A 25630-nucleotide genomic window follows, 5' to 3' on the forward strand; every position below is an offset into this window, starting at 1 on the left:
TGCAACCGGTTTCAATCCGCCCCCATCGTCATGTAACTGGCTCTACACTACGGGCCATTATGGATATCTCGACCCTATCCCTGGCCCGGGCGCAGTTCGTGGCCAGTCTAAGCTTCCTGGCAATTTTTCTCGCCGTTTCCCTGGCGCTGGCCTGGGTGCTGCTGTTCTTCAAGATCCGGGCCCGGTGGTCCCGCCATGGCGGCTGGACGGCGGCCTACCGCTTCTGGGTCCGCATTTTCGCGCTGGCCTTCGTGCTGACGCTGGCGGCCAGCGTGCCCGTCCTGATCCAGATCGGCAGCCTGTGGCCGGGCCTGATGGACAAGATCGGCAATGTGGCCGGTCCGCTGCTGGGCTACGGCATCCTGTCGGTATTCATCCTCAAGTCCTGCTTCCTGGGGGTCATGCTGTTCGGCCAGCGCCGCGTGTCGGACGCCGCGCACACGCTGGCCGTGCTGATGGTGGCGGTGGGACAGCTGGTGGCCGTGTTCTGGGTCCTGGCCCTGCAATCGTGGATGCAGACGCCGGACGGCGCGCTGCTGGTGGACGGCCGCTATCAGGTCTATGACTGGGTGAAGGTCGTGCTGAATCCGTCCATCGGCTGGCGCATGGCCGTGGTGATGGTCGGCGCCGCCCTGGCCGCCTCGTTCCTCATCATGGGCGTGACCGCGTTGCAGGCCTTGCGCCGACCGCTGGGCGAGGGCGAGCGCAGCGCGTTCAAGACTGCCCTTGTCGTGGCCGTGTTGGGCGCCTTCCTGCAATTGCCGGTCGCGACCGGCGCGGGGCAGATGATGGCCCAGCTTCAGCCGGCCAAGGCCGCCGCCGCGGCGGGGTTCTGGGAAAGCGGGCCCGTGCCGCAACTGGTGTTGTTCGGCTGGCCCGACGCGCGCGCCCACACCAACGTGGCCGACCTGACGCTGAACAATGCCGGCGGGATGTGGCTGCACCGCAATGCGGATGGCACCTACCAGGGATTGGACAAGTATTCGGGCATGTTGCCCCCGGTCGCGCTGACCTTCTGGTCGCTGCGCGTGGCGGCGGGGCTGGGCCTGCTCATGCTGGTGGTGGCGTGTGTGACGTTCCTGTGGACGTTCCGGCGCGGGATGGATCCCTCGTCCCTGCCGACGTGGTGGCAGCGGGTCCTGTGCGGCATGATGTTTTCCGGCGGCATCGCCGTCGTGGCGGGCTGGTGGGTGTCGATCATCGGGCTGCAGCCCTTCGTCGTGAACGGCACCGTCACGCAATCCGAGGTCCTCGGATCCATGCCCGCCAGCACCGTGCTGTATGGCCTGGCCGGCTACGTGCTGTTGTACGCGCTGCTGTTGGCCGCGTTCGCCGGCATGCTGTTCCATGCCGCGCGCTACGGCGTGGTGCCGGTGCGCAAGCTGATCGGAGGTGCGCCATGATCGCGATGCTGGCCGCCTCGCAGGGCCTGAGTCCCGACGATCCCTCGTTCTGGATGCCGCTCGCCTTCATGGCCCTGCTGTTCGTCGTCATCGCCGCGGGCATGGTCCTGGACGGCTTCGATCTTGGCGTCGGCATCCTGCTGCAGATCGCGCCCGAGCACGAGCGCGGACGCATGATGAGCCTGCTGAGCCCCTGGCGCGACGCCAACGAATTCTGGCTGCTGCTGGGCATGGGGCTGTTCGCGGCCGCGTTCCCGTTCGCGTGGGGCGCCGTGCTGGGCAAGCTCTACGGGCCGCTGACCTTCATGGTGCTCGGCGTGGTGCTGCGCAGCGTCGCCTTCGAATTCCGCATCCGCGCCCGCACGGAACTCAAGCCGCGCTGGATCTTCGCGTTCTGGGCCGGCTCCATCATCACGGCGTTCGGCCAGGGCATGCTGCTGGGCCGGATCGCCACCGGATACCAGTCCGACGCCGGCTACGGTTGGTTCGCGATGTTCGTGGGCCTGTGCGCGGTGGCGGCATACGTGCTGCTGGGCGCGTCGTGGCTGGTCATGCGCGTGGACGGCGACCTCCAGCGCCGCGCCGCGAACTGGGCGCGCCATGCGATCCGCTGGACGGCGGTGGGCATGGTGGCGATCGCGGTCACGCTGGGCCTGGCCAACGCCGGCATCTTCTACAAGTGGAGCAACATCGCGCACCTGAGCCTGGCGGCGTCGGTGTGGGTGCTGATGCTGGCCGGTTTCGTGGCCGCGGAAATGCTGCTGGCGCGGCTGCCCGGCAGGGCCGACCGCTTCAGCTGGCTGCCGTTCGTGCTGACGGTGGCGCTGTTTCTCCTGATGCTGAGCGGGCTGGCCTACAGCCTGTTTCCGTACCTGATCCTGGATGACATGACGCTGTGGGACGGCGCGGGCGCGCTGGGGTCGATGCGGCTGGTGATGGCGGGCGCGGTCGTGGGGATACCGGTGGTGCTGGTCTTCAACATCCTGGCCTACCGGTCCGTGTTCGGCAAGGAGCGCCGCCCGGTGCCGCTGCTGCCGCCGCCTTCGTACTGAGCGGGGCGCGCCGGAACCGGCGGCTACAGCACGGGTCGGGCCACGCGCTGCAGGATTTCTTCGCCGTAGGCTTCCAGCTTGCGGGCGCCCACGCCGTTGATGTGGCTCAGATCGTCCATGGACGCCGGCCGGGCCAGCGCGATTTCCCGCAGCGTGGCGTCGTGGAAGATCACATAGGCCGGCACGCCATGGCTCTTGGCGACCTCGCCGCGCCACGCCCGCAATGCCTCGAACACGGGCTGCAGCTCGGGCGGCAGGTCGATCGCCGCGGCCTTGGGACGTCCGCTGCCGGTCTTGCCGGCGCGCGCCTTCTTTTCGGACTCGCGCCGCAGCATCAGTTGGCGTTCGCCCTTGAGCACGGCGCGGCTGCCTTCGGTCAGGGCCAGCGTGCCGAAACCTTCGTTGTCCACCGTGAGCAGGCCCTGCGCCAGCAACTGGCGCAGCACGCCGCGCCAGGCGGTGTCGCTCAGGTCCGCGCCCACGCCGAACACGCTGAGGGTCTCGTGGCCACGCTGCCGGGTGCGGTCGGTGACCTTGCCGCGCAGGATGTCGATGATGTGGCCCGCGCCGTAGCGCTGGCCGCGTTCTTTCCAGAGCCGATATACCGCCGACAGCACCTTCTGCGCCGCGACGGTGCCGTCCCAGGCCTGCGGCGGATCGAGGCAGACGTCGCAGTTGCCGCAGGCGGTGATGTGCTGGCCAAAGTAGGCCAGCAGCCGCACGCGACGGCATTCCACCGTTTCGCACAGGCCGAGCATGGCGTCGAGCTGTTGGCCCAGGCGCCGGCGATAGGATTCGTCGCCGGGGGATTCGTCGATCATGCGGCGCTGCTGCACAACGTCCTGCAGGCCGTAGGCCAGCCAGGCGGTCGCGGGCAGGCCGTCGCGGCCGGCGCGGCCGGTTTCCTGGTAGTAGCCTTCGACCGACTTGGGCAGGTCGATGTGCGCCACGAAGCGCACGTCGGGCTTGTCGATGCCCATGCCGAACGCGATGGTGGCGACCATGACCACGCCGTCCTCGCGCAGGAAACGGGCCTGGTTGGCCGCCCGCACCTGAGGACTGAGGCCCGCGTGGTAGGGCATCGCATCGATGCCCTGGTTGCAGAGGAACTCCGCCGTTTCCTCGACGCGGGCGCGCGACAGGCCGTACACCACGCCGGATTCGCCGTCGTGTTCGGTGCGGATCATGTCCAGCAACTGCTTGCGCACTTCGTTCTTTTCGACGATGCGGTAGCGGATGTTGGGGCGGTCGAAGCTGGAGACGAAATGGCGCGCTTCGTCCAGGGACAGGCGCTGGGCGATTTCGGTGCGAGTGACCGCCGTGGCCGTGGCCGTGAGCGCGATGCGCGGCACGTCCGGCCAGCGCTCGTGCAGCATGGACAGCCCCAGGTATTCGGGCCGGAAATCGTGGCCCCATTGGGACACGCAGTGGGCTTCGTCGATGGCGAACAGCGCAATGCGGCCGCGTTCCAGCAATTGCAGGCAGCGGTCGGTCAATAGGCGCTCGGGGGCCACGTACAGCAGGTCGAGCTCACCGTCCAGGAAGGCCTGTTCCACGTCTCGGGCCACCCGCCATTCCTGCGTGGAATTGAGGAAGGCCGCGCGCACGCCCAGTTCGGTCAGGGCGTCCACCTGGTCCTGCATCAGCGCGATCAGGGGCGACACGACGATGCCGGTGCCTTCGCGCACCAGCGAGGGGATCTGGTAACAGAGCGACTTGCCGCCGCCGGTGGGCATGAGGACGAGCGCATCGCCGCCGCCGATCACCTGTTCGACAATGGCTTGCTGGTCGCCGCGGAAGGATTCGTAACCGAAAACGCGCTGCAACACGCCGAGGGCGCGCGCGTCAGACATGGGGGTAGGCCGGGAGCATCATGGCAGGGATTTTAAGCCCCAATTCCGGCAGGCCCCGCCGGCGGGATATTTTCGTCCGTCTGCCAGGCGCCTACCAGCTGAGCCAGGTGCCGCGCATGAAGGTGTCGACGGGCATGCTCAGGTTGGCGCGCCAGCCATAGTCGCCCGTGACGATGTCCCGGTCGGCGCCCACGGCCAGCTTGACCTTGGGCGCGACGAACATGCTGTGGGACAGCCCCACGCGCTGCTCGGCCAGCACCGAGCCCTCGCGCAGGCCGGAATACGTGCCGCTCAACGTGCCCCAGCCCGACAGCGGCACCCCCGCCGACACCGTATTGCGTGTCTGCGCGGCGGACGCCACGCCATCGGAATAGGTCGACAGATCCCCGTAGCCCGCGCCGATCTGTTCATTGGTGTAGCCCAGGGTCACGGTGTCGGCCAGGGCCACGCTGTAGCCGAAGCGGTAGCGGTAACCGTTGGCCGCGTCGAACGTGCTCTGGGTGGCGCCGGCCTGGAACGTGCCGAACTCGCCGGCGGAATACGTGGTGCCCACGCCGCGCGTGGTCAGCGACGGCGCGCTCTGCACCTGGCCCTCCAGCGTCATTTCCGGCGTAAGCCCGTAACGGACGCTGCCGCTGCCCACCGAGGCGCCGTAGTCGACGGGCCCGGACAGGGCGGCGGGGTCCATGAGGTTGAGCCTGCCCAGCGATGACGAATAACCGAAGCTGCCCTCCGGCAGGGTGGCGCCGGTGCCGCCCCAGTTGGCGATCTGCAGCCCGCCCACCGGCGCGGCGCTGCCCCAGGCGGGCGCGTTGGGGCTGACGTTGCCGACCGTGAGCGAGGGGCCCGAGGTATTGCGGTAGACCCAGTTGCGGCTGCCGCCGTAGCGCAGGCCGTCCTGTCCGCTGACGGACGCGAACCAGGGCCGGCTGGGGCGGGACACGCCCGAGATCACCACCACCGGCACGCTGGAAATGTCGCCGTCTTCCAGTGCGAACGAGTAATCGGGAGGGATGTCGGCCGCCGAGGCGGGCGCGGCGAGCGGGTCGCAGGACAGCGGGGCCGGCAACGCGTCGCCCGCCAGGCCCAGTCCCGTGCCGGGGACGTATCCCTCCTGCGGTTCCTGGGCGCCGCCTTGCACCGTCGTGTCCATGCCGGGTTCCGTCGCGTGCAGGTCGCAGGGCGTGGGATCCAGCGGGACGGCGCGATCGTCCAGCGACGGGGCGGGGCGCACCGGGATGGACTGGACCGGGGACAGCACCCCGATGCCGCGCGCAACGTGCGTGACTTCACCTGCCGGCGGCGGCATCAGGACAAATGGGGTCGCATCAGGCTCGGCACCGGAAGCAGGCGCCAGCGGCCAGGCCAGGCCTGCCGTCAGCGCCGCGTGCAACAGCCCTCTGCGCCAGGTGATAGTGGCGACCATGGGGACAGTGTAGAGAACGTCCCGCCCCGCATCTGTAAACGATCTTTAGAAAACCCCACGAGCGGCGGCAGGCGAGGCGCCATTTTAGGTCCAGAGCCATTTTAGGTCCAGATGACCGCGGCGGGCAGGCCCGCCGGAACCACCCGCCAAATGCCCGAAACATCCGCCCTACATCGTGCAACGGGTATATTTCAGATGATTTCTCGCCTCTTGCGGGGGAAGGCGGCGCGCCGCACTATGACGCCCATGGACAATTCCCACACCAAGCTGCTGGTCGTCGACGACGACCCGGCCTTGCGCCAACTGCTGGCCGACTATCTGAATCGGCACGGCTACGACACGCTGCTGGCGCCCGACGCGACCGATCTCTCGTCGCGCATCACCCGCTACGCACCCGACCTGCTGGTGCTCGACCGCATGCTGCCCGGCGGCGACGGCGCCGACGCCTGCCGCCGCCTGCGCGAGCAGGGCGAAGACATTCCCGTCATCCTGCTGACCGCGCGCGACGAAGCCGTCGACCGCATCATCGGCCTGGAAGCCGGCGCCGACGACTACGTCGGCAAGCCCTTCGACCCGCGCGAACTGCTGGCCCGGATCGAGGCGGTGCTGCGCCGCAAGCGCGGCCCGTCCGCGCTCACCAAGGACGCGCCCGTCTCGTTCGGCCCCTTCGTCTTCGACCCTTCCACGCGCCAGCTTTCGCGCGAAGGCACGGTCGTCAAGCTGACCGGCGGCGAAATCAACCTGCTTGAGGCCCTGGTCCGCAACGCGGGCAAGCCGCTGTCGCGCGAGCGCCTGCTGGCGCTGGCCCGCGATGACGACGCCGGCGAGCGCAACGATCGCGCGATCGACATCGCCATCCTGCGCCTGCGCCGCGTGATCGAAGACGATCCCAAGCAGCCGCGCTGGATCCAGACCGTCTGGGGCATCGGCTACCGGTTTTCCCCCTGATGCGCTTTTCCCCCGGCTTTCTGGTGCCCCGTTCGCTGCGGGCGCGGCTGATCCTGCTGATCCTGGGATCGGTCCTGCTGACGCAGGCCGCCACCCTGGTGACGGTGTCGTACTTCCGGCACAAGTTCATGGAAGACGTGGCCATCGGCTACATCGTCACCACGATCCGCACGCTGCGCGCGGCCGTATCCCAGGTGCCGGCGGAAGACCGCGCCGATTTCGTGCGCGCCGCGTCCCAGAACCAATGGCGGCTGTGGTCGCGCGTGCTGCCGGCCGAAGCCAAGCTGCAGCGCTTCAATGGCCGCCGCCCGCCGCCGCCCCGTTCGGCGCCCCGTCCGCCGCCGCCTCCGCCGCCCGCGCCGTCTTCCCAGGATGCCCAGATGCACGGCCCCCCGCCGCCGCCGCCGCCCGAGGTCCGGGGCGATGAGCGCGAGCCGGGCGCCGCGCGGGCGGACGATCGCAGCGACGAACAGCGCGAGGCCGATCGCGCGCGCGAACGCGAAGAGCACAATCGCCGCTACAAGCCCGAGCCCGACGATATCCGCCGCGACCTGCGCGTGCTGGTCCAGCAGCTCAACGAACGCCTGAACGACGGCACCCGCGTCGCGCTGTCGCGCGGCCCCACGCCGGAGATCTTCATTTCCCTGGCCCCCAATCCCGCCACCGAGGACGCGCCGCGCCTGCGTGAATGGCTGGTCATCCCGCTGGACCGACTGGATCCGCCCGTCGCCACGCCGTTCATCGCCGCCTGGCTGGGCGGCCTGGGGCTCCTGCTCTTGCTGGCCGTGGGCTTTTCCTGGCACATCACGCGGCCGATCACGCGGCTGGCCGACGCCGCCGACCGCCTTGCCGCCGGACAGCCCCAGCGCGTGGAGCCCTCGGGCCCGCACGAAACGCGCGTGCTGGGCGAACGCTTCAACGCCATGCTGGACGCCCTGTCCGAATCCGATTCGGTGCGGCGCACGCTGCTGTCCGGCCTGCCGCATGACCTGAAAGGGCCGCTGTCGCGCATGTGGCTGCGCGTCGAAATGGCGGACGACTCCACGCTGAAGGAAGGGCTGCGCACTGATCTGCGCGACATGCAGCACATGGTGGACCAGTTCATCGGCTTCGTGCGCGGCACCGATCCGGCCGCCTACCGCTATGCCCCCATCGTGCTGGCCGAATGGCTGACCGAACGCGTGGGCGCCTGGCAGGGCGCGGGCACCGACATCGGCCTGGATGCCGCGGCCGAGGCCAGCGGGCTGGTGGTGCAGGCCGACGCCGTCGCGCTGGGCCGCCTCCTGGACAACCTGATCGGCAACGCGCTGAACCACGGCGCGCCGCCGGTCGAGATCGCCTTGCGCCGCGAGGACGGGCAGGCGGTGCTGGATGTCGCCGACCACGGGCCGGGCATCGTGCCGGAGCGCCGCCAGGAGGCGCTGCGCCCGTTCAGCCGGCTCGACGACGCGCGCACGCGCACCGGCAGCGTGGGCCTGGGCCTGGCGCTGGCCGAGGCCATCGCCCGGGCGCACGGCGGGTCGCTGGAGCTGCGCCAGGCCGACGCCGGCGGCTTGTGCGTGCGCGTCGGGCTGCCGCTGGCCCCGGCCGCCTGACGGGGGCGCCCCGGCGCGGCCCGCGCTACGGTACGATGCATCCTGCTTCGTCCTTTGCACGTTTTCCGCACCATGGCCATCCAGTCCGATTCGCTTTCCTCCCGTCCCGACGCGCCACGTATCGTGGCGCCGCAGCCGGTGTCGCCCAACGAGGAGTCGATCGAACGCGCACTGCGGCCCAAGGCGCTGGAAGAGTACGTCGGGCAGCAGCGCGCCCGCGAACAGCTCGAAATCTTCATCGCCGCGGCTAGAAAGCGCGGCGAGGCCCTGGACCACGTCCTGCTCTTCGGCCCCCCGGGCCTGGGCAAGACCACGCTGGCCCACATCATTGCGCATGAAATGGGCGTGCAACTGCGCCAGACGTCCGGCCCGGTCCTGGAACGCCCGGGCGACCTGGCCGCGCTGCTGACCAACCTGGAAAAGAACGACGTCCTTTTCATCGACGAAATCCATCGCCTGTCGCCCGTGGTCGAGGAAATCCTCTATCCGGCGCTGGAAGACTTCCAGATCGACATCCTGATCGGCGAAGGCCCGGCCGCGCGCAGCGTGAAACTGGACCTGCAGCCGTTCACGCTGGTGGGCGCCACCACGCGCGCCGGCATGCTGACCAACCCGCTGCGCGACCGCTTCGGCATCGTCTCGCGGCTCGAGTTCTACAACGCCGAAGACCTGGGCCGCATCGTGACCCGCAGCGCGGGATTGCTCAACGCCGTCATCACGCCGGACGGCGCGGCCGAAGTGGCGCGCCGCGCCCGCGGCACGCCGCGTATCGCCAACCGCCTGCTGCGCCGCGTGCGCGACTACGCCGAGGTCAAGGCCGGCGGCACCATCGACGCCGACGTCGCGGGCCGCGCGCTCGCCATGCTGGAGGTCGACCCGCAGGGCCTGGACCTGATGGACCGCAAGCTGCTCGAAGCCATCGTCCACAAGTTCGACGGCGGTCCCGTGGGCGTGGACAGCCTGGCCGCCGCCATCGGCGAAGAGCGCGACACGATCGAGGACGTCATCGAGCCCTATCTGATCCAGCACGGCTACCTGCAGCGCACCCCGCGCGGCCGCACGGCCACGCTGACCACCTGGCGCCACCTGGGCCTCGCCCCGCCCGCCGGCACCACCGGCGGCAGCGGCGACCTGTTCGGGAAGTAGGCGCGGCCGGCGAGGCGCGGCCGGCCAGGCGCGGCCGGCGAGGCGGCCCCCCGGACCGCTTGGCGCGCCGTCATGCATCCGGGCGGCGCGCAACCCGCCTCGCGGGTTTATGATCCCAGGGTTTCGTTCCCCCTTGCGATCAAAGGACCCCATTCCATGCTGCCCGAATTGCCCTCCTATGATGATGTCGCGCGCGCCAGCGAGCGCCTGGCCGGCAACGCACACCGCACGCCCGTCATGACCTCGACGACCGCCGACGCCATCGCCGGCGCGTCGCTGTTCTTCAAGTGCGAGAACTTCCAGCGCATGGGCGCCTTCAAGTTCCGGGGCGGGTACAACGCGATCGCGCGCCTCACGCCCGAACAGCGTGCCGCCGGCGTCGTGACGTTTTCGTCGGGCAACCATGCGCAGGCCATCGCGCTGGCCTCCCGGCTGCAGGGCGTAACGGCCACCATCATCATGCCGCTGGACGCCCCTGCGGCCAAACGCGCGGCCACCGAGGGCTACGGCGGCAAGATCGTCACGTATGACCGCTACACCGAAGACCGCGAAACCATCGCGCGCCGCATCCAGGCCGAGACCGGCGCGACGCTGATCCCGCCTTACGACCACGAAGACGTGATCGCGGGGCAGGGCACCGCGGCCAAGGAATTGTTCGAGGAGGTCGGCGAACTCGATTACCTGTTCGTGTGCCTGGGCGGCGGCGGCCTGCTGTCGGGCTCGGCCCTGTCCGCCTTCGCGCTCAGCCCGCGCTGCCTGGTGTACGGCGTGGAGCCCGAGGCCGGCAACGACGGCCAGCAGTCCTTGCGCAAGGGCGAAATTGTCCGAATCCCCGCGCCCAAGACCCTGGCCGACGGCGCCGCGACGACGCACCTGGGCAATCTCACCTTCCCGCTCATCCAAAAGTACGTCCGCGACATCGTCACGGTGACGGATGAACAGCTCGTCACCACCATGAAATTCTTCGCCGAGCGCATGAAGATGGTCGTGGAACCCACGGGCTGCCTGGCCGCGGCCGCCGTCATGCAGAACGTCGTACCGGTGCGTGGGGCCCGGGTAGGCGTCATCATCAGCGGCGGCAACGTCGACCTGCCGGCCTACGCCCGCCTTCTCGCCGGCTGACGCGAATCAAGCGGCGCGCGGGGCAGACCGCCTGCGCGCGCTTGCGCCTGCCGACCTGGCAGGGCAGAATCGAATCTCGATCCTGACAAACCGGAGGCGACGCCATGCGTATCCTTGTCATTGGCGGCACGGGCTTCATTGGCCGCCACTTGGTAGCACGGCTTTGCGCGGACCAGCATCAGATCGTCGTTCCCACGCGGCTTGTCGCCCGCGGACGCGACCTGCAATTACTTCCCACCGTCACCCTCATGCAGGCCGACGTCCACGACGACGCCGCGCTGGACGGCCTGGTGCGGGGCTGCGATGCCGTCATCAACCTGGTTGGCATCCTTCACGGCAACACGGGCCGGCCGTATGGCTCGGATTTCGCGCGCGCCCATGTGCTGCTGCCGCAGCGCATCGCGCAGGCCTGCGTGCGCCACGGCGTGCACCGGCTGCTGCACGTCAGCGCGCTGGGCGCCGATTCCAGCGGCGACAGCATGTACCAGCGCTCCAAGGGCGACGGCGAGGCCGCCGTCAAACAGGCCTACCAGGACCGCCGGGACATCGGCTGGACGATCTTCCGCCCGTCGGTCCTGTTCGGACCCGACGACAACTTCACCAATATGTTCGCGTCGCTGGCGCGCTGGCTGCCGGTGCTGCCGCTGGCGGGCGCGGATGCGCGCATGCAGCCGGTCTACGTGGGCGATGTGGTGACCGCCATGGTGTCGGCGCTGGCCGATACGCATACCTGTGGCAAGACATACGAACTGGGCGGGCCGCAGGTCTACACGCTGGGCGAGATCGCGCGGCTGTGCGCCGCCTGGAGCGGCCATCCCCGTCCGGTCATCGGCATGCCGATGGGCGTGGGGCGCATGCAGGCCCGGCTGTTCGAATGCATGCCGGGCACGCCCCTGATGTCGCGGGACAACCTGGATTCGCTGCGCCGCGACAATGTCTGCAGCGGTCCCATCGCGCCGGAACTGCATGTGGTGCCGACGGGCCTGGAGGCCGTGGCGCCGCGCTACCTGCACGGCAAGGCCTGAGCGGGCTGTGAACCCGCCCGCTATCCCTAGCGCACCAGCGCCTTCAGCGCCTGCTTGATGCCGTCGGACACGCCCACGCCCTCGGGCAGGGTCTTGAGCGCCGACAGCGACTCCTTCTCGGAGTAGCCCAGCGCCAGCAGCGCGTTCAGGATGTCGGACTGATTGTCGGGCGTGGCGTGCGGCGAGGCGCCGATGTCCGCGCCCAGCTTGCCGCGCATTTCCAGCAGCAGGCGTTCGGCGGTTTTCTTGCCGATGCCCGGCACGCGGGTCAGGCGTCCCGATTCCTGCAGCGTGATGGCCTGGGCCAGGTCGGCGACCGACAGGCCCGACAGCACGGACAGCGCCGTGCGCGCGCCGATGCCGCTGACCTTGATGAGTTCGCGGAACGCGCTGCGTTCGCCGGCGGACGCGAAACCGTACAGGATATGGGCGTCTTCGCGCACCGTCAGGTGCGTGTAGAGCGTGACGCGCGCGCCCGTCTCGGGCAGCGAATACAGCGTGCTCATGGGCACGTCGATGTCATACCCCAGACCGCCGACGTCCACGCAGATCGTGGGGGGCAGTTTCTCGATCAGGGTTCCGGTGATTCGTCCGATCATGGTGTAGGCCTGCAAGGGTGGGGCCGCGCGAGGCGCGGCGAATGCGGGGATTCTATACGCGCGCTGTCGCGCGGGCGTCAGCCGATCAGGCGGCCGTTGCGCAGGCGGGTCTTGCCGCCCATGCGCAGGGCGCTGCCCAGGCGTTCCAGCTTGTCCTGCAACGGGCCCACGTGAGCATGGCAGATGGCGCAGGCCAGCGCGTCGGCCGAGTCCGGCGCGGGCATGCCGTCCAGCGCCAGCAGGTGCTGCACCATCATCTGTACCTGCTCCTTGGCGGCGCGACCGGTGCCGACGACGGCCTTCTTGATCTGCAGCGCGGTGTACTCGTGCACGTCCAGCGAACTGTCCGCCAGCGCGCACAGCGCGGCCCCGCGCGCCTGGCCCAGCAGCAGGGTGGACGCGGGATTGGTGTTCAGGAAGACGATTTCCAGCGCGGCCACGTCGGGTTGCGTGTCGCGGGCCACCTGGCGCAGGTTGTCCAGGATGACCTTCAGGCGTTCGGACAGCGTCAGCGCCGGCGGGACCACGATGGTCCCGCTGGCCACATAGCGCAACCGCGAACCTTCGGCATCGATCACACCGAATCCGGTGCGGCGCAGGCCGGGATCGATGCCGAGGACGCGCATCAGTGGCGGAAGTGGCGGGTGCCGGTCAGCACCATGGCGATGCCGTGCTCGTCGGCCGCGGCGATGACTTCGTCGTCGCGCACGCTGCCGCCCGGCTGGATCACGCAGGTCGCGCCCGCGGCGACGACCACGTCCAGGCCGTCGCGGAACGGGAAGAAGGCATCGGACGCCACGGCCGAGCCCTTGAGCGTCAGGCCGGCGTTTTCAGCCTTGATCGACGCGATGCGGGCCGAGTCGATGCGGCTCATCTGGCCGGCGCCCACGCCCAGCGTCATGCCGCCGCCGACAAACACGATGGCGTTGGACTTGACGTACTTGGCGACCTTCCAGGCGAACGACAGGTCGCTCATTTCCTGTTCGGTGGGCTGGCGCTTGGTGACGACCTTCAGGGCGTCGCGCGGCACGTTGTAGGCGTCCGGCGTCTGCACCAGCCAGCCGCCGCCCACGCGCTTGACGTCGAAGGCGTTCTGGCCCGTGCCCATGGGCACTTCCAGCACGCGCACGTTCTTCTTGGCGGCCAGGATGGCCAGCGCGGCGCCGTCATACGCCGGGGCGAGCAGCACTTCCAGGAATTGCGCGCTGACGGCTTCGGCCGTGGCGGCGTCCACCGGACGGTTGAAGGCGATGATGCCGCCGAAGGCCGACGTCGGGTCGGTCTTGAAAGCCTGCTGGTACGCGCCCAGCGTATCGGCCGCCACGGCCACGCCGCAGGGGTTCGCGTGCTTGACGATGACGCAGGCGGGCGCCTCGAAGCTGCGCGCGCATTCCCATGCGGCATCCGCGTCGGCGATGTTGTTGTAGGACAGTTCCTTGCCCTGGAGCTGGCGGTAATTGCCCAGCAGCCCGGCCGGACGCTGCGCGTCCACGTAGAAGGCGGCGCTCTGGTGGGGGTTCTCGCCGTAGCGCAGCGCCTGTTCCTGCTTGACCTGCAGGGTCAGCGTGCCGGGCCATTCGTTGCGCGCGGGCACGGCGTCCTGGGCCGGCTCGGCTTCGGACAGGCTGGTCAGGTAGGCGGCGATGGCGCCGTCATAGGCGGCGGTATGCGCATAGACCTTGGAGGCCAGCGCCAGGCGCAGGCCATAGGAGGTGCTGCCGCCCTTGTCCATTTCGGCCAGGACGCGCGAATAGTCGACGGGGTCGATCACGACCGTGACGCCACCGGCTTCGGTGCCGTGGTTCTTGGCGGCGGCGCGCAGCATGGCCGGACCGCCGATGTCGATGTTTTCGACGGCGTCGGCGAACGAGCAGTCCGGCTTGGCGACGGTTTCACGGAACGGGTACAGGTTGACCACCAGCATGTCGATGCGATCGATGCCAGCCGCCTTGATGGTGTCCATGTGCTCGGCGCTGTCGCGGCGGGCCAGCAGGCCCCCGTGGATTTTCGGGTGCAGCGTCTTGACGCGGCCGTCCAGGATCTCGGGCGAGCCGGTGTGGGCGGCCACTTCGGTGACGGTCAGGCCGGCCTCGGCGAGCAGCTTGGCGGTGCCGCCGGTCGACAGCAGGCGGACGCCGCGCGCCGCCAGGGCGCGGGCAAATTCAACGATGCCGGTCTTGTCGGACACCGAAAGCAGGGCGGTTTCGATTTTCATGATGGGACGGGAGTGGGGCGGGGACGCCTTTCTCGTTCTGGTCGGATGGGAAATCTGGAAGGAGGCGCGGGCGATGCAGCCGCCGCCCGCGCAGGGAAAGCTATACCTGGATATTGTGCGCCAGCAACTTCTTGCGCAGGGTGTTGCGGGTGATGCCCAGCATCTCGGACGCCCGGGACTGGTTGCCGCCCGACCGCTCCAGCGCTACTTCAAGCACCGGGCGCTCCACGCAGCGCATGACCATGTCCCACATATCGTGGGGCTCGGACTCGCCCAAGTCTTCGAAATAGCGCTCCAGGCTGGCGCGCACGCATTCTTCCAGGACATCTTTCTTGCTCATTTGAGTACAAATATTTTTATGTTGGTGTTCAGGCGGTCATGCCGCCAGCAGGGCTTCTGCGACCGGCGCCGGGGTGGGGCTGCCGTCGCGTGAGAGAGAGTCGAACCAGTCCGCCACCGCCCGCCACTGGTCGCGGGTGTTGTCGATCAGGTTCATGCGGGCGCAGAACGAATCCGCGCCCGGCAGGCCGTCCACATACCAGCCGATGTGCTTGCGCGCCGTGCGTACGCCGGTGTGCTCGCCATAGAAGCGGTAGTGGTCGTCGAGATGTTCGAGCAGCAGCTCGCGCATTTCCCCATGGGTGGGAGGGGCCAGTGTTTCGCCCGTGCGCAGGTAGTGGTCGATTTCGCGGAAGATCCACGGACGGCCCTGGGCCGCCCGGCCGATCATGACCGCGTCGGCGCCAGTGTAATCCAGGACGTGCCTCGCCTTGGCGGGCGAGTCGATATCTCCGTTCGCGATCACGGGAATGGAGAGTTCGGCCTTGACGGCGCGGATGGTGTCATATTCCGCCTCGCCCGTATAGAGGTCGGCCCGGGTCCGGCCGTGCAGGGTGAGGGCGGCGATGCCGGCGTTTTCGGCCAGCTTGGCCACGCGCACGGCGTTGCGGCTGTTGCGGTCCCAGCCGGTGCGGGTCTTCAGGGTGACCGGCACGCCAAGCGGCGCGCAGGCGGCCACCACGGCGTCCAGGATGCGGACGATCAGGTCTTCGTGGCGCAAGAGCGCCGAGCCGGACGCCACGTTGCACACCTTCTTGACCGGACATCCCATGTTGATGTCGATGATCCGGGCGCCCTTGCTGGCGTTGAACGCCGCGGCCTCGGCCATCATGGCGGGGTCGGCGCCGGCGATCTGCACCGAAATGGGGGCGATCTCGCCGTCGTGGTTCAGCCGGCGCGAGGTCTTGACGCTGTCCCAGAGCTTCGGGTTGCTGGCGGCCATTTCCGACACCGCGTAACCCGCCCCCAGCTTTTTGCAAAGCTGGCGGAAAGGACGGTCCGTCACGCCCGCCATGGGCGCGACAAGAACGTTGTTGGGAAGGGTCCACTGGCCTATGCGCATGCTCACATTTTAACCGGCTCGATCGCACCCCCGTTTTCGGGGTGCGACGGCTTGTTAGCAAACCGGGAAGAAAAAGGGGGAGTAGAGGGGCGAAAAACGGGAAGCCAGCCCCTTCACGGGGCCGGATCCGTGCCCGGAATCAGGAGCGGAATCCCTGCAGCAGGTGTTGCGCCAGGGGCGCGCGCAGGGGGGAAGCCAGGTCCATCCCCAATAACGCGGCGCCGCAGGCATGCTCGACCGGCGCCAGGCCGGTGGCGAAGATGCGCGGCATGAGGTCCGTGAGCCCGGCCGTGATGAAACGGTCCAGGTGGCGCGCGCCGGCGAACTCGGCCAGGGCGGGCCCGGGGTTGGTGGACGGACGGGCGAGCCAGCCGGTCAGCGTCTGGGCCAGCCTGGCCGCGTCGCGCAGGCCCAGGTTCAGGCCCTGGCCCGCCACCGGATGCAGCGTCTGGGCGGCGTTCCCGATGGCCGCCACACGGCCATGCACCTGGGCGCGGCGGGCGGCCAGCGCCAGCGGAAAGACGTGGCGCGGGGCATGGCTGGACAGGCGGCCGAGGCGGTCGCCGAAGGCTTGTGTCAGCGCATGGGAAAACGCGGCATTGTCCAGCGCCGCCAGTTCGGCCGCGCGCTCGGGGGCGCTGCACCAGACGACGGAATAGGCGTCCGGGGTCAGCGGGTGCGGCAGGAGCGCCAGCGGCCCCTCGGAGGTGAATCGCTCCCAGGCCCAGCCGCGCCGCGGCAAGGTGGCGTGCGCGGTGGTCAGCACGGCGTGCTGGTCGTAGTCGCGCCGCACGTCGGTGGCGCCGGCGCCATCGGACTGAACGGCCACCTGGCAGCGCAGCTCGGCGTCGCCGCGCTGGATACGCACGCCGTCGGCGTCCTGCAGGCCGATCTGCGCCGCCGGGCCGGCAAGCACCGTGACGCCGCTGGCGGCCACGCACTCGTCCAGCCTGGCGTACAGCCCGGAGTAGGCCACCACGCTGCCCAACTGGGGCACGCCGAAGTCGGTGTGCTGGATCAGCGTGCGGCCCAGCCGGCCGCGCTGCGACACATGGATGTTGCGGATGTCGGCCGAGCGCTCGGGCCAGGCATGCAACGACTCCAGCAGCACGCGGCTGCCGTGGTTCATGGCCAGGACACGGGGATCCGCCGCGGGGACCGCCGCGGCCGGCGTGACCGGGGCCGGCGCGCTGGCGGCCAGCAGGGCGATGCGCGCCGGGTCCGGCGCCACGCGCGCCAGCATCAGGGCCAATACGCGGCCCACCGGGCCGGCGCCAAGAATCGCGATGTCGAAGGCGGATGCAGTCATGTCCGGATTTTAACCGTCCACTACAATCGCGGCAGCCGGCTCCGCGGCTCCCCTACCGGTTGATCGACATGACGCAGGCCCAGGCTTCCTCTTCGCTTTCCGCCGTTTCCGCGCGCCGCCCCCGCGGCAAGGTCGCGGTCGGGCTGCTGGCCTGCCTGTTCGGCGCGGTCGGCGCGCACTGGTGGTATCTGGGCCGCCGCCACGCCTGGCTGGTGACCGCGTTCGCGCTGGCCTGCCTGTTCTGCGCGATCCGCTTTTACCCGGTCTGGTACGACAACCCCGCCTTCTTCCTGCTGTTCGTGCCGATGATCGACGGATTCATCGAAAGCGCGGTGTTTTCGCTGATGCCCGACGAGAAATTCGACCGGATCTACAACCCGGGCCTGGGCAAGGTGTCGTCCACCGGATGGGGGCCGGTGCTGGTCGCCATCCTGGCGTGCCTGGTCGGGGCCATCGTCACCATGTTCGCCATCGCGATGGTGGTGGTCTACGTGTGGGTGGCCATGGGCTGGCTGGACGGCTACGTGCTGTAGCGACGGGTTCCGGCGAGGTGTTCCGGGGACCTGCCCTGACGACGTGTGTCGGCGGCCCCTCCGGCCGCGCTATTCGCGCATCAGCGCCTCGATCTCGGTGGCCTGCACCGGCACGCCGCGCGTGATGAGCTCGCAACCCTCGTCGGTGACGAGCGCATCGTCCTCGGTGCGGATGCCGATGTTCCAGTAGGCTTCGGGCACGTCGTCCGCGGGGCGCACGTAGATCCCCGGTTCGATGGTCAGCATCATCCCGGGTTCCAGCCTGCGCCAGGGGCGTTCGGCGCCGAGCGCGGCGCCCTGCTCGCGATAGTCGCCGACGTCGTGGACGTCCAGGCCCAGCCAGTGGCCGGTCCGGTGCATGTAGAAGCGGCTGTAGTCGCCGGATTCCAGCACGCCGTCCAATGAGCCCTTCAGGAGTTTCAGGTCCAGCATGCCCTGCGCCAGGACGCGTAAGGCGGCTTCGTGCGCGTCGTTGAAGGCGCGGCCCGGCGCCGTGGCCTGGGCCGCCGCGTCCTGGGCCGCCACGGTCAGGTCGTACAGCGCGCGCTGCGGGCCGCTGTAGCGGCCATTCACCGGAAAGGTGCGGGTGATGTCGCTGGCGTAGCTGTCCACTTCGCAGCCCGCATCGACCAGCACCAGGTCCCCGTCGCGCAGCACCGCCTCGCCGGCGGGGTAGTGCAGGACGCAGGCGTTCGCGCCCGCCGCGACGATGCTGTTGTACGCCACGGACTGGGCGCCGTGGCGCCGGAATTCATAGAGCAGTTCGGCCTCGATCTCGTATTCGTGCATGCCGGGCCGCGCGACGCGCATGGCGCGCGCATGCGCGCCCGCCGAAATCTTGGCCGCACGGCGCATCGCCGCGATTTCGGTGGCGTCCTTGATGAGCCGCATTTCCGCCAGCAGCGGGCGCAGGTCCTGCTGGCGCGTGGGCGGGGCGTGTCCGCCGCGGCTCGCCTCGCGCGCCGCGGCCAGCCAGCGGTGCAGGCGGCCATCTGTGCGCTTGTCGCCGGCCAGCGGCGCATACAGGGTCGGGTGGTCCAGCATCAGGCCGGGCATCAGCTCGTCCAGCGCATCGATGGGATGGGCGTCGTCGAAGCCGAAATGGGCGGCGGCGGCCTCGGGACCGAAGCGCTTGCCTTCCCAGAGCTCATGCTCCACATGGCGGGCGCGGCAGAACAGCACCGCCCGGTCCGTCGCGCCCGCGACCAGCACCACCCAGGCGTCCGGCTCGGTAAAGCCCGTCAGGTAGAAAAAGTCGCTGTCGTGGCGGTAGGGGAATTCCGCGTCGCGGTTGCGGATGGCCTCCGGCGCGGTCGCCAGGATGGCGATACCGCCTCCTTCCGCGCGCATGCGTTCCATCAGGCGCTGGCGCCGCGCGGCGAAAGGGGCGATGTCGTCGGGAGGCAGGCTCATGGCGGGCCGGGGCGGGCAGCCCCGCAAAGGCGGAAGATGGGGCTTACTTTACCTGCCAACCCGCGAATGCGACACCCCGAGGACGAATCCGCGAGGGCGGTACGGGTATGGCTGCGCGGTCTGGAATCCGCTGCTACAATCGCGGCTCTGTCATTGGGGAGTAGCCATCCTTTGCCCCCAAAGGAGTCAGCGTCAACAGACTTGGCGGTTCAGTGCTGCGGAGCAGCCACTAGAACCCCATGGCGCTGACGGCACCCACGTCCGGCATGCCGCCGCGTGGGTCAGCCAGGCGAGACCTTTGGCCGCGTAGCGTTCACCCTTGGCCGGGCGAGCCGCTGCGTCGCGCCAATGGTATCTGCTCGTCCGGCCGCGTTCCCATGTTGCTCACCCTGTTTCTGTTCTTCCTGTCCGCGGCAGTGATCTATGTCGCGTGCGAGTTCTTCGTCAATGGCGTCGAATGGGTCGGTCATCGATTCCAGCTGGGCGCCACAGCCACCGGCACCGTGCTGGCGGCCTTCGGCACCGCGCTGCCGGAAAGCGCCGTCACCTTCATGGCCGTCGTCTTCGGCAACACCCCAGAGCAAAAGGATATCGGCGTCGGCGCCGCGATGGGCGGTCCGCTCGTGCTTGCCACCCTGGCCTACGCGGTGGTCGGCCTGGCGCTGTGGCGCGCCCGCCGCGGCCAGACCGAGCAGGCGGACTGTATCAACGCGGACCAGCGCCGGCTGGCCCGCGATCAGGCCTGGTTCATGGGCATCTTCGTCTTCAAGGTGGGCCTGGGCCTGCTGGCCTTCGCGTGGAAGCCGTGGCTGGGCTTCGTGTTCCTGATCACCTACGCCCTCTACATCAAGCGCGAACTCAGCAACGACGAGGAGTGCATGGACGGCGAAGACCTGGAGCCGCTCAAGCTGCGCCCGCGCGACGAAAACCCCACCATGTTCTGGGCCGCCACGCAGACGATCCTGGCGCTGGTGGTGATCGCCGGCGCCTCGCACGTGTTCGTGAACCAGATCGAGGCGCTGGGCATCGCCATGGGCGCCTCGCCGCACGTGGCGGCGTTGCTGCTGGCGCCCGTGGCCACCGAGCTGCCCGAAATCATGAATGCGCTGATCTGGGTGCGCCAGGGCAAGGAGCGTCTCGCGCTCGCCAACATTTCGGGCGCCATGATGATCCAGGCCACCATCCCGAGCGCGCTGGGCATCTTCATGACGCCGTGGCTGCTGGACGCGCCGCTGCTTGCCGCGGGCCTGTTCACCATGCTGTCGATCGGTCTGCTGTGGCTGCGCTTCCGCCGCGCGGCAATGAGCGTGCCGGCCCTGTCGGCGGTGGCCGGCCTGTACGCCCTGTTTGCCGGCTACCTGGGCTGGCATTTTCACGCGTACTGATGCCGGGGCCGGACAAGCGCCCGCGCGCTTGTCCGACTTTCGCCGCATTTGTGAGCCGAAAGTTGGCCTAACCCTTGTCCATCAGTACAAACCCGCGTAAAATCGCCCTGTTTTCCATCCCAGGAGCAGTCTTCGTGAATACCGATTCCGGCGAAAGTTGTCGATCTTGCATCGACGTCGCTGTCTGACAGGATCCACGCAGAACTCCGTCTGCCGCATCCTGTCATTCAGGTTGCGGTGTTTCCCAGGCGCCAGGCTTAACCTGGCGCAATAGCGCAGGCCCTCGGCCCGCCGGGACCCTCCCCAACACAAACCGCCAGAACCGCCGCTAGTCGCAGCGCCAGCGTTCGCGCACGTTCGTCGTGTCCGTCCGCCAGGCGCCGCCGGGCTGCGCTCGTGTTCGCGATCACGCTCCGCCTTCTTGCCATGGAGGTCGTTATGCGTTTCTTCGACTTGTTCCTGCGCCGCGCCGGCGTGGACCGTGCCACCGCCCTGGGCCGCCGTCGCGGCACGTCCCGGCTGACGGTGATCTGTCCGCGCGGTGAACTGGGCGCACTGCGCAAGCAGATCTGCCTGGACTTCAGCGCCGCCGGCCTGGATGTCTCGCAAGTGCAGATCGACCAGGGCAAAGACCCCGATCTCGCGTCGGCTTGCATCACCGTCAATTGCCCCCCGGAACTGCGGGCGGAATTGATGTCGCAAGCGCGCCGCCTGAGCGCCAATCCCGTCGTGCGCCGCGTGCATTTCGGCGCGCAGGCCGCGATGGCCTGAACACCCGTCCCATCCCTCCCAGGAGAAATCATGCCTAGCGCCTTAGACCCAGAGCCTCGATTGCGCCCTGTGCGCGGCTCCGGCATGTTTATCTGACCCGTCCTCTCACTGCGAGCCGACTGGCCGGATAGACATCCCGGTCCGTACGGAACCCGCAGCCACGAATCCCCGGCCTGATCCGCGCCATGCGCGACGCAGCGCCCGGTCCCGGTTCCCCCGCTGACTTTCCCTCCGTTCTCCGCACCCGGCGCGCCATAGACGCGATCCGGACACCGGCAACATTGCTCCGGCGCCTGCGCACGCGCGCACGCGGCGGCCCGACGACGTTTCCCTTGAAGCGCCGCGGACCGCTGCTGCCCGCGCGCGGCCGCCGCCGGCAGGGTCGTCCGTGTCTCCCGCAACAACACCAATAAATGCGGAGCACTCCCATGTTTGCTTTCCTCAAATCGTTTTTTTCGTCCGCCGCCCGCCTGCGCCGCACGGGCAGGCACTTCCGCCGCGCGCCGATCCTGGAGCAGGGCGGCGACGTCGCCGCCGCCTCGTCCGAGGCATCCCGCCGTGCCAGCCTGCGCATGGTGGAAACGTCCCGCCTGGGCTTTGACTCGCTGTTCGCGCGGTTCGGCAGCGGCTGGGGCGGCTTGTCCGAAGCGCAGGCCCTGGCCGCGCGCGAACGCCACGGCGCCAATGAGGTCGACCACGAAAAGCCGCTCTCCTGGCCGGCCCATCTGTGGCTGTCCTACCGCAATCCCTTCAACCTGCTGCTGACCGCGCTTGCCGTGTTGTCATGGCTGACCGATGTGCGCATGGCCGTGCCGGAAGACCAGTCCTGGACGGCGGTCGTGATCATCGGCGCGATGGTGGCGATTTCGACCCTCCTGCGCTTCGTGCAGGAGCAGCGCTCGAACCGTGCGGCCGAAGCCTTGAAGGCGATGGTGCGCAACACCGCGACGGTGCTGCGCAGCGACGCCGGCTCGCCCGACGCGGGCGATGGTCGCCGCTTCTTCGGCGCCGCCTTGCACGCCACGGGATCGCGCCAGCGTGAAGTGCCGCTGGCCGACCTCGTGCCCGGCGACGTCGTGCTGCTTTCCGCGGGCGATATGGTCCCCGCCGACTGCCGCGTCCTGAACGCCAAAGACCTCTTCGTCGCGCAGGCGGCGCTGACGGGGGAATCCCTGCCGGTGGAAAAGCACATGACGCCGCGCATGAACACGGGCAATCCGCTGGAGCTGGAGAACATGGCGTTCATGGGCACCAACGTGGTCAGCGGGGCGGGCAGCGCGCTGGTGGTGGCCACGGGCGCTGATACGTACTTCGGCCAGTTGGCTGGCCGCGTCACGCAGACCTCGCGCGCGCCCACGCAATTCCAGCAGGGCATCAACCGCGTGAGCTGGATCCTGATCCGCTTCATGCTCGTCATGGCGCCCGTCGTGATGCTGATCAACGGATTCACCAAGGGAGACTGGCTGGAAGCGCTGCTGTTCGCGCTGGCCATCGCGGTGGGCCTGACGCCCGAAATGCTGCCGATGATCGTGACGGCCACGTTGGCCAAGGGGGCGGTGCGCATGTCCCGGCGCAAGGTGGTGGTCAAGCGCCTGGATGCCATCCAGAACCTGGGCGCGATGAATGTACTGTGCACCGACAAGACCGGGACGCTGACGCAGGACCGCATCGTGCTGGAGCGCCATACCGACGTCTACGGCGCGCCCAGCGACGACGTGCTGGCCTATGCCTACCTGAACAGCTACTACCAGACGGGCCTGAAGAACCTGCTGGACGTGGCGGTGCTGGAGCATGCCGAAGTGGCGCGCAGCCTGGATCTGGCGGGCCGCTACCGCAAGATCGACGAGATTCCGTTCGACTTTTCCCGCCGCCGCATGTCCGTCGTGGTGAACGAGACCGAGAATGGGCGCGACCATCATGAGCTGATCTGCAAGGGCGCGCTGGAGGAAATGCTGTCGGCGTGCACCCGGCTGCGCGTGGGCAGCGAGGTCCATCCGCTGACCGAGGCGCGCCGGGCCGAGATCCGCCGTGTGGCGGCCGCATTGAACCGCGACGGCCTGCGCGTCATCGCGGTGGCCGTCAAGGAGTTGCCGCCCACGCAGCAGGCCTACGGCGTGGCGGACGAATCCGACCTGGTGCTGGTGGGATACATCGCATTCCTGGATCCGCCCAAGGCGTCGACCGGCCCCGCGCTGGCCGCGCTGAAGGCGTCGGGCATCGAGGTCAAGGTGCTGACCGGCGACGTGGAACTCGTCACGCGCAAGGTCTGCCGCGAAGTGGGCCTGGACGTGCGCAAGGTGATTCTGGGCGCCGAGATCGAAGCGATGGACGACGCGCAGCTTGCCGTCGCCGTGCGCGAGGCCAACGTGTTCGCCCGCCTGGCCCCCATCCACAAGGAGCGTATCGTGCGCAGCCTGCGCGCGCAGGGCGACACCGTGGGCTTCATGGGCGACGGCATCAACGACGCGCCGGCGCTGCGGGCGGCCGACGTGGGCATTTCGGTCGATTCGGCGGTGGATATTTCCAAAGAGGCCGCCGACATCATCCTGCTCGAAAAAAGCCTGATGGTGCTGGAGGACGGCGTGATCGAAGGCCGCAAGACCTTCTGCAACATGCTCAAGTACCTGAAGATGACGGCCAGCTCGAACTTCGGCAACGTCTTCTCGGTGCTGGTGGCGAGCGCCTTCCTGCCGTTCCTGCCGATGCTGCCCATCCATCTGCTGCTGCAGAACCTGATGTACGACATCTCCCAGACGGCCATCCCGTTCGACAACGTCGACGAGGAATTGCTGAAGCAGCCGCAACGCTGGGATCCGGACGGCCTGGGCCGCTTCATGGTGTTCTTCGGTCCGATCAGTTCGCTCTTCGACATTGCCACGTACGCCGTCATGTGGTTTGTCTTCCAGGCCAACGCGCCCGAGCACCAGACGCTGTTCCAGTCCGGCTGGTTTGTCGAGGGCCTGTTGTCGCAGACGCTGATCGTGCATATGATCCGCACGCGCCGGATTCCCTTCCTGCAAAGCCGCGCGTCGTGGCCGCTGATGGGGATGACGCTGATGGTGGTCGCGCTGGGCCTGCTGCTGCCGTTTTCGCCGCTGGCGGCGTACTTTCAGTTGCAGCCGCTGCCCTGGAGCTACTTCCCCTGGCTGGTGGGCATCCTGCTAGGCTACTGCGTGCTGACGCAGATGCTCAAGCGCATCTGGGTCCGCCGCTACGGCTGGCAGTAAGCAGATTCATCTCGCGGCGGGCGCTGCCCGCCGCCAACGCGGAAAACCATCATGAGAATCGCACTGTTGGCCGCCTTTGCGGCGGCCGGCTTGGTCCAGCCTTGGCAGGCCCGGGCCGCGGAACCGGGCCCCGGGCTCCAGTTCTACGGCATCGTCGATGCCGGTCTGGCGGTGACGAAGACCTCGGGGCAGGGCAGCCGCAGCGGTCTGCTGGACGGCGGCCTGACGGACTCGCTATGGGGGCTGCAGGGCACGGAAGATCTTGGCAGCGGCTGGTCTGCCCGATTCCAGCTCGAAAGCGGCTTCGATCCTTCCAGCGGCAACGCGGCCGATGACGCCAGCCTCTTCAACTACGGCGCCTGGGTCGGGTTGGCCCACGAGCACTATGGCGACCTGCGACTGGGCCGCCAGACCACCGTCGGCCAGACCTACGGCAGCGCGCTGGAGATCGCGTCATGGAAAGACATGGGCATGGGCGCCACCTTCAAGGCCTCCGACAACTACCAGTTCAGCAATATGGTGAACTGGTATTCGCCGCAGTGGCGCGGGTTTCAGGCGGGGGTGGGGTATGCGTTCGACGCGGACGGGCAGGAGCGCTTTCGTACCAGCCAGAACACTCGTGCAATCAGTGTCGGCCTGAAGTATGAGGACGGCCCGTTGCTGGCCGTGGCGACCTGGGAGCAGCTTCGCCTGGCCAATCCGCCCGCGGACGCCGGCGGACGTCCCCAGGCGGTGCAGGTGGGGGCGTCGTACGACTTCGAAGTGCTCAAGCTGTCGCTCGCGTGGTCGCGCCAGCGCAATGGTTACGTGGGGCTGGATGGCGGGGATCCCGACGAACTGGGGTTCGGGCTGGGACCCGCGGCGTTCGTGCGGGGCGGCACGGTCGATGCCTGGCTGGTCGGGGTCAGCGTGCCGGTCGGGCGGGGCGCGGTGCTGGTGCAGTGGTCGTTGGCCAGGCCCGACTGGTATTGGGCCGATGGCATGACGGCGCGCAATGCGCAGGTCGCGACCTTGGGCTATACCTACGACCTGTCCCCGCGCACCACGCTCTATGCCTTTGCCGGCTATGCGTCTAACTACACGCTGGACAACCAGTTCGACCCCGCCAACGGGCACACCGTGCGCGTGGGCACGGGGGTATCGCACCGATTCTGAACGGGTCGGCTGCGGACCGGCGTCCGGCAGCGGGCAATGGCCGGCTCTACT

Annotated in this window: 21 protein-coding genes and 1 riboswitch; of the genes, 12 read left to right on the forward strand and 9 right to left on the reverse strand. The window is 68.8% G+C overall.

Features of this window, described 5'->3' with window-relative positions:
* Nucleotides 1–59: 59 nt before the first annotated feature.
* Both BMW75_RS22410 and BMW75_RS22415 read left to right on the forward strand, forming a co-directional pair.
* Nucleotides 60–1403, forward strand: a complete 1344-nt coding sequence (locus BMW75_RS22410) for a cytochrome ubiquinol oxidase subunit I (protein WP_092581931.1) — start codon at nucleotides 60–62, stop codon at nucleotides 1401–1403.
* Nucleotides 1400–2455 carry a cytochrome d ubiquinol oxidase subunit II gene (locus tag BMW75_RS22415; protein WP_076519039.1) on the forward strand — a complete coding sequence of 352 codons (1056 nt, stop codon included), beginning with the start codon at nucleotides 1400–1402 and terminating at the stop codon, nucleotides 2453–2455. The genes BMW75_RS22410 and BMW75_RS22415 overlap by 4 nt, the downstream gene beginning before the upstream one ends.
* 23 nt (nucleotides 2456–2478) lie before the next feature.
* On the opposite strand, the gene recQ is transcribed toward BMW75_RS22415, so the two are convergent.
* Together recQ and BMW75_RS22425 are read right to left on the reverse strand one after the other, a co-directional pair.
* Nucleotides 2479–4308 (reverse strand): DNA helicase RecQ, encoded by a 1830-nt coding sequence (gene recQ / locus BMW75_RS22420; RefSeq protein WP_092581932.1) that lies wholly within the window; start codon nucleotides 4306–4308, stop codon nucleotides 2479–2481.
* Nucleotides 4309–4399: 91 nt separating this feature from the next.
* Nucleotides 4400–5734: a fimbria/pilus outer membrane usher protein gene (locus BMW75_RS22425; protein WP_175493244.1), complete on the reverse strand. Its 1335-nt coding sequence runs from the start codon at nucleotides 5732–5734 to the stop codon at nucleotides 4400–4402.
* Between the two features lie 246 nt (nucleotides 5735–5980).
* On the opposite strand from BMW75_RS22425, the gene BMW75_RS22430 reads away from it, so the two are divergent.
* The 5 genes from BMW75_RS22430 to BMW75_RS22450 all read left to right on the forward strand — a co-directional run bounded on the left by BMW75_RS22430 (nucleotide 5981) and on the right by BMW75_RS22450 (nucleotide 11570).
* Nucleotides 5981–6682, forward strand: coding sequence for a response regulator (locus BMW75_RS22430; RefSeq protein WP_076521949.1), 702 nt, complete (start codon nucleotides 5981–5983; stop codon nucleotides 6680–6682).
* Complete coding sequence (locus BMW75_RS22435) at nucleotides 6682–8277, forward strand: sensor histidine kinase (RefSeq protein ID WP_092581934.1); 1596 nt, start codon at nucleotides 6682–6684, stop codon at nucleotides 8275–8277. Before BMW75_RS22430 ends, BMW75_RS22435 begins: the two co-directional genes overlap by 1 nt.
* Before the next feature lie 72 nt (nucleotides 8278–8349).
* Entirely contained in the window at nucleotides 8350–9423 is a 1074-nt protein-coding gene (ruvB, locus tag BMW75_RS22440) for a Holliday junction branch migration DNA helicase RuvB (RefSeq protein ID WP_076521950.1), read from the forward strand.
* 156 nt (nucleotides 9424–9579) lie between these two features.
* Nucleotides 9580–10545, forward strand: a complete 966-nt coding sequence (locus BMW75_RS22445) for a threo-3-hydroxy-L-aspartate ammonia-lyase (RefSeq protein WP_092581935.1) — start codon at nucleotides 9580–9582, stop codon at nucleotides 10543–10545.
* A 104-nt stretch (nucleotides 10546–10649) separates the two neighbouring features.
* Nucleotides 10650–11570 carry a complex I NDUFA9 subunit family protein gene (locus BMW75_RS22450; RefSeq protein ID WP_092581936.1) on the forward strand — a complete coding sequence of 307 codons (921 nt, stop codon included), beginning with the start codon at nucleotides 10650–10652 and terminating at the stop codon, nucleotides 11568–11570.
* A 26-nt stretch (nucleotides 11571–11596) separates the two neighbouring features.
* Here BMW75_RS22450 and ruvA read toward each other — a convergent pair whose 3' ends face one another.
* The 6 genes from ruvA to BMW75_RS22480 all read right to left on the reverse strand — a co-directional run bounded on the left by ruvA (nucleotide 11597) and on the right by BMW75_RS22480 (nucleotide 17095).
* Complete coding sequence (ruvA, locus tag BMW75_RS22455; RefSeq protein WP_076521951.1) at nucleotides 11597–12169, reverse strand: Holliday junction branch migration protein RuvA; 573 nt, start codon at nucleotides 12167–12169, stop codon at nucleotides 11597–11599.
* A 77-nt stretch (nucleotides 12170–12246) separates the two neighbouring features.
* Nucleotides 12247–12795: a crossover junction endodeoxyribonuclease RuvC gene (gene ruvC / locus BMW75_RS22460; protein WP_092581937.1), complete on the reverse strand. Its 549-nt coding sequence runs from the start codon at nucleotides 12793–12795 to the stop codon at nucleotides 12247–12249.
* Entirely contained in the window at nucleotides 12795–14384 is a 1590-nt protein-coding gene (gene purH / locus BMW75_RS22465; protein WP_092581938.1) for a bifunctional phosphoribosylaminoimidazolecarboxamide formyltransferase/IMP cyclohydrolase, read from the reverse strand. Before purH ends, ruvC begins: the two co-directional genes overlap by 1 nt.
* 100 nt (nucleotides 14385–14484) lie before the next feature.
* The gene (locus BMW75_RS22470) at nucleotides 14485–14724 is read right to left on the reverse strand and encodes a helix-turn-helix domain-containing protein (RefSeq protein WP_006217670.1); all 240 of its coding nucleotides are present in this window, start codon (nucleotides 14722–14724) and stop codon (nucleotides 14485–14487) included.
* Between the two features lie 36 nt (nucleotides 14725–14760).
* Nucleotides 14761–15786, reverse strand: a complete 1026-nt coding sequence (dusB, locus tag BMW75_RS22475; RefSeq protein ID WP_076519047.1) for a tRNA dihydrouridine synthase DusB — start codon at nucleotides 15784–15786, stop codon at nucleotides 14761–14763.
* 139 nt (nucleotides 15787–15925) lie between these two features.
* Nucleotides 15926–17095 carry a UbiH/UbiF/VisC/COQ6 family ubiquinone biosynthesis hydroxylase gene (locus tag BMW75_RS22480; RefSeq protein WP_092581940.1) on the reverse strand — a complete coding sequence of 390 codons (1170 nt, stop codon included), beginning with the start codon at nucleotides 17093–17095 and terminating at the stop codon, nucleotides 15926–15928.
* Nucleotides 17096–17163: 68 nt separating this feature from the next.
* Here BMW75_RS22480 and BMW75_RS22485 point away from each other — a divergent pair, with 68 nt between their 5' ends.
* Nucleotides 17164–17628, forward strand: coding sequence for a TM2 domain-containing protein (locus tag BMW75_RS22485; RefSeq protein WP_092581974.1), 465 nt, complete (start codon nucleotides 17164–17166; stop codon nucleotides 17626–17628).
* A gap of 69 nt (nucleotides 17629–17697) precedes the next feature.
* Here the strand turns inward: BMW75_RS22485 and BMW75_RS22490 are convergent, their stop codons facing one another.
* Nucleotides 17698–19041, reverse strand: a complete 1344-nt coding sequence (locus BMW75_RS22490) for an aminopeptidase P N-terminal domain-containing protein (RefSeq protein ID WP_092581941.1) — start codon at nucleotides 19039–19041, stop codon at nucleotides 17698–17700.
* A gap of 136 nt (nucleotides 19042–19177) precedes the next feature.
* Nucleotides 19178–19375, forward strand: a riboswitch (yybP-ykoY riboswitch).
* 43 nt (nucleotides 19376–19418) lie between these two features.
* Between BMW75_RS22490 and BMW75_RS22495 the strand changes: the two genes are divergently transcribed.
* The 4 genes from BMW75_RS22495 (at nucleotide 19419) to BMW75_RS22510 (ending at nucleotide 25579) form a co-directional block, all read left to right on the forward strand.
* Nucleotides 19419–20426 (forward strand): sodium:calcium antiporter, encoded by a 1008-nt coding sequence (locus tag BMW75_RS22495; RefSeq protein ID WP_076519050.1) that lies wholly within the window; start codon nucleotides 19419–19421, stop codon nucleotides 20424–20426.
* Between the two features lie 438 nt (nucleotides 20427–20864).
* The gene (locus tag BMW75_RS22500) at nucleotides 20865–21197 is read left to right on the forward strand and encodes a hypothetical protein (protein WP_076519051.1); all 333 of its coding nucleotides are present in this window, start codon (nucleotides 20865–20867) and stop codon (nucleotides 21195–21197) included.
* A gap of 428 nt (nucleotides 21198–21625) precedes the next feature.
* Nucleotides 21626–24424, forward strand: a complete 2799-nt coding sequence (gene mgtA / locus BMW75_RS22505) for a magnesium-translocating P-type ATPase (protein WP_092581942.1) — start codon at nucleotides 21626–21628, stop codon at nucleotides 24422–24424.
* Between the two features lie 51 nt (nucleotides 24425–24475).
* Nucleotides 24476–25579, forward strand: a complete 1104-nt coding sequence (locus tag BMW75_RS22510; protein WP_092581943.1) for a porin — start codon at nucleotides 24476–24478, stop codon at nucleotides 25577–25579.
* Nucleotides 25580–25630 lie beyond the last annotated feature (51 nt).

Origin of the sequence: Achromobacter sp. NFACC18-2 (assembly GCF_900108985.1) — a bacterium.
Taxonomy (GTDB): domain Bacteria; phylum Pseudomonadota; class Gammaproteobacteria; order Burkholderiales; family Burkholderiaceae_B; genus Achromobacter.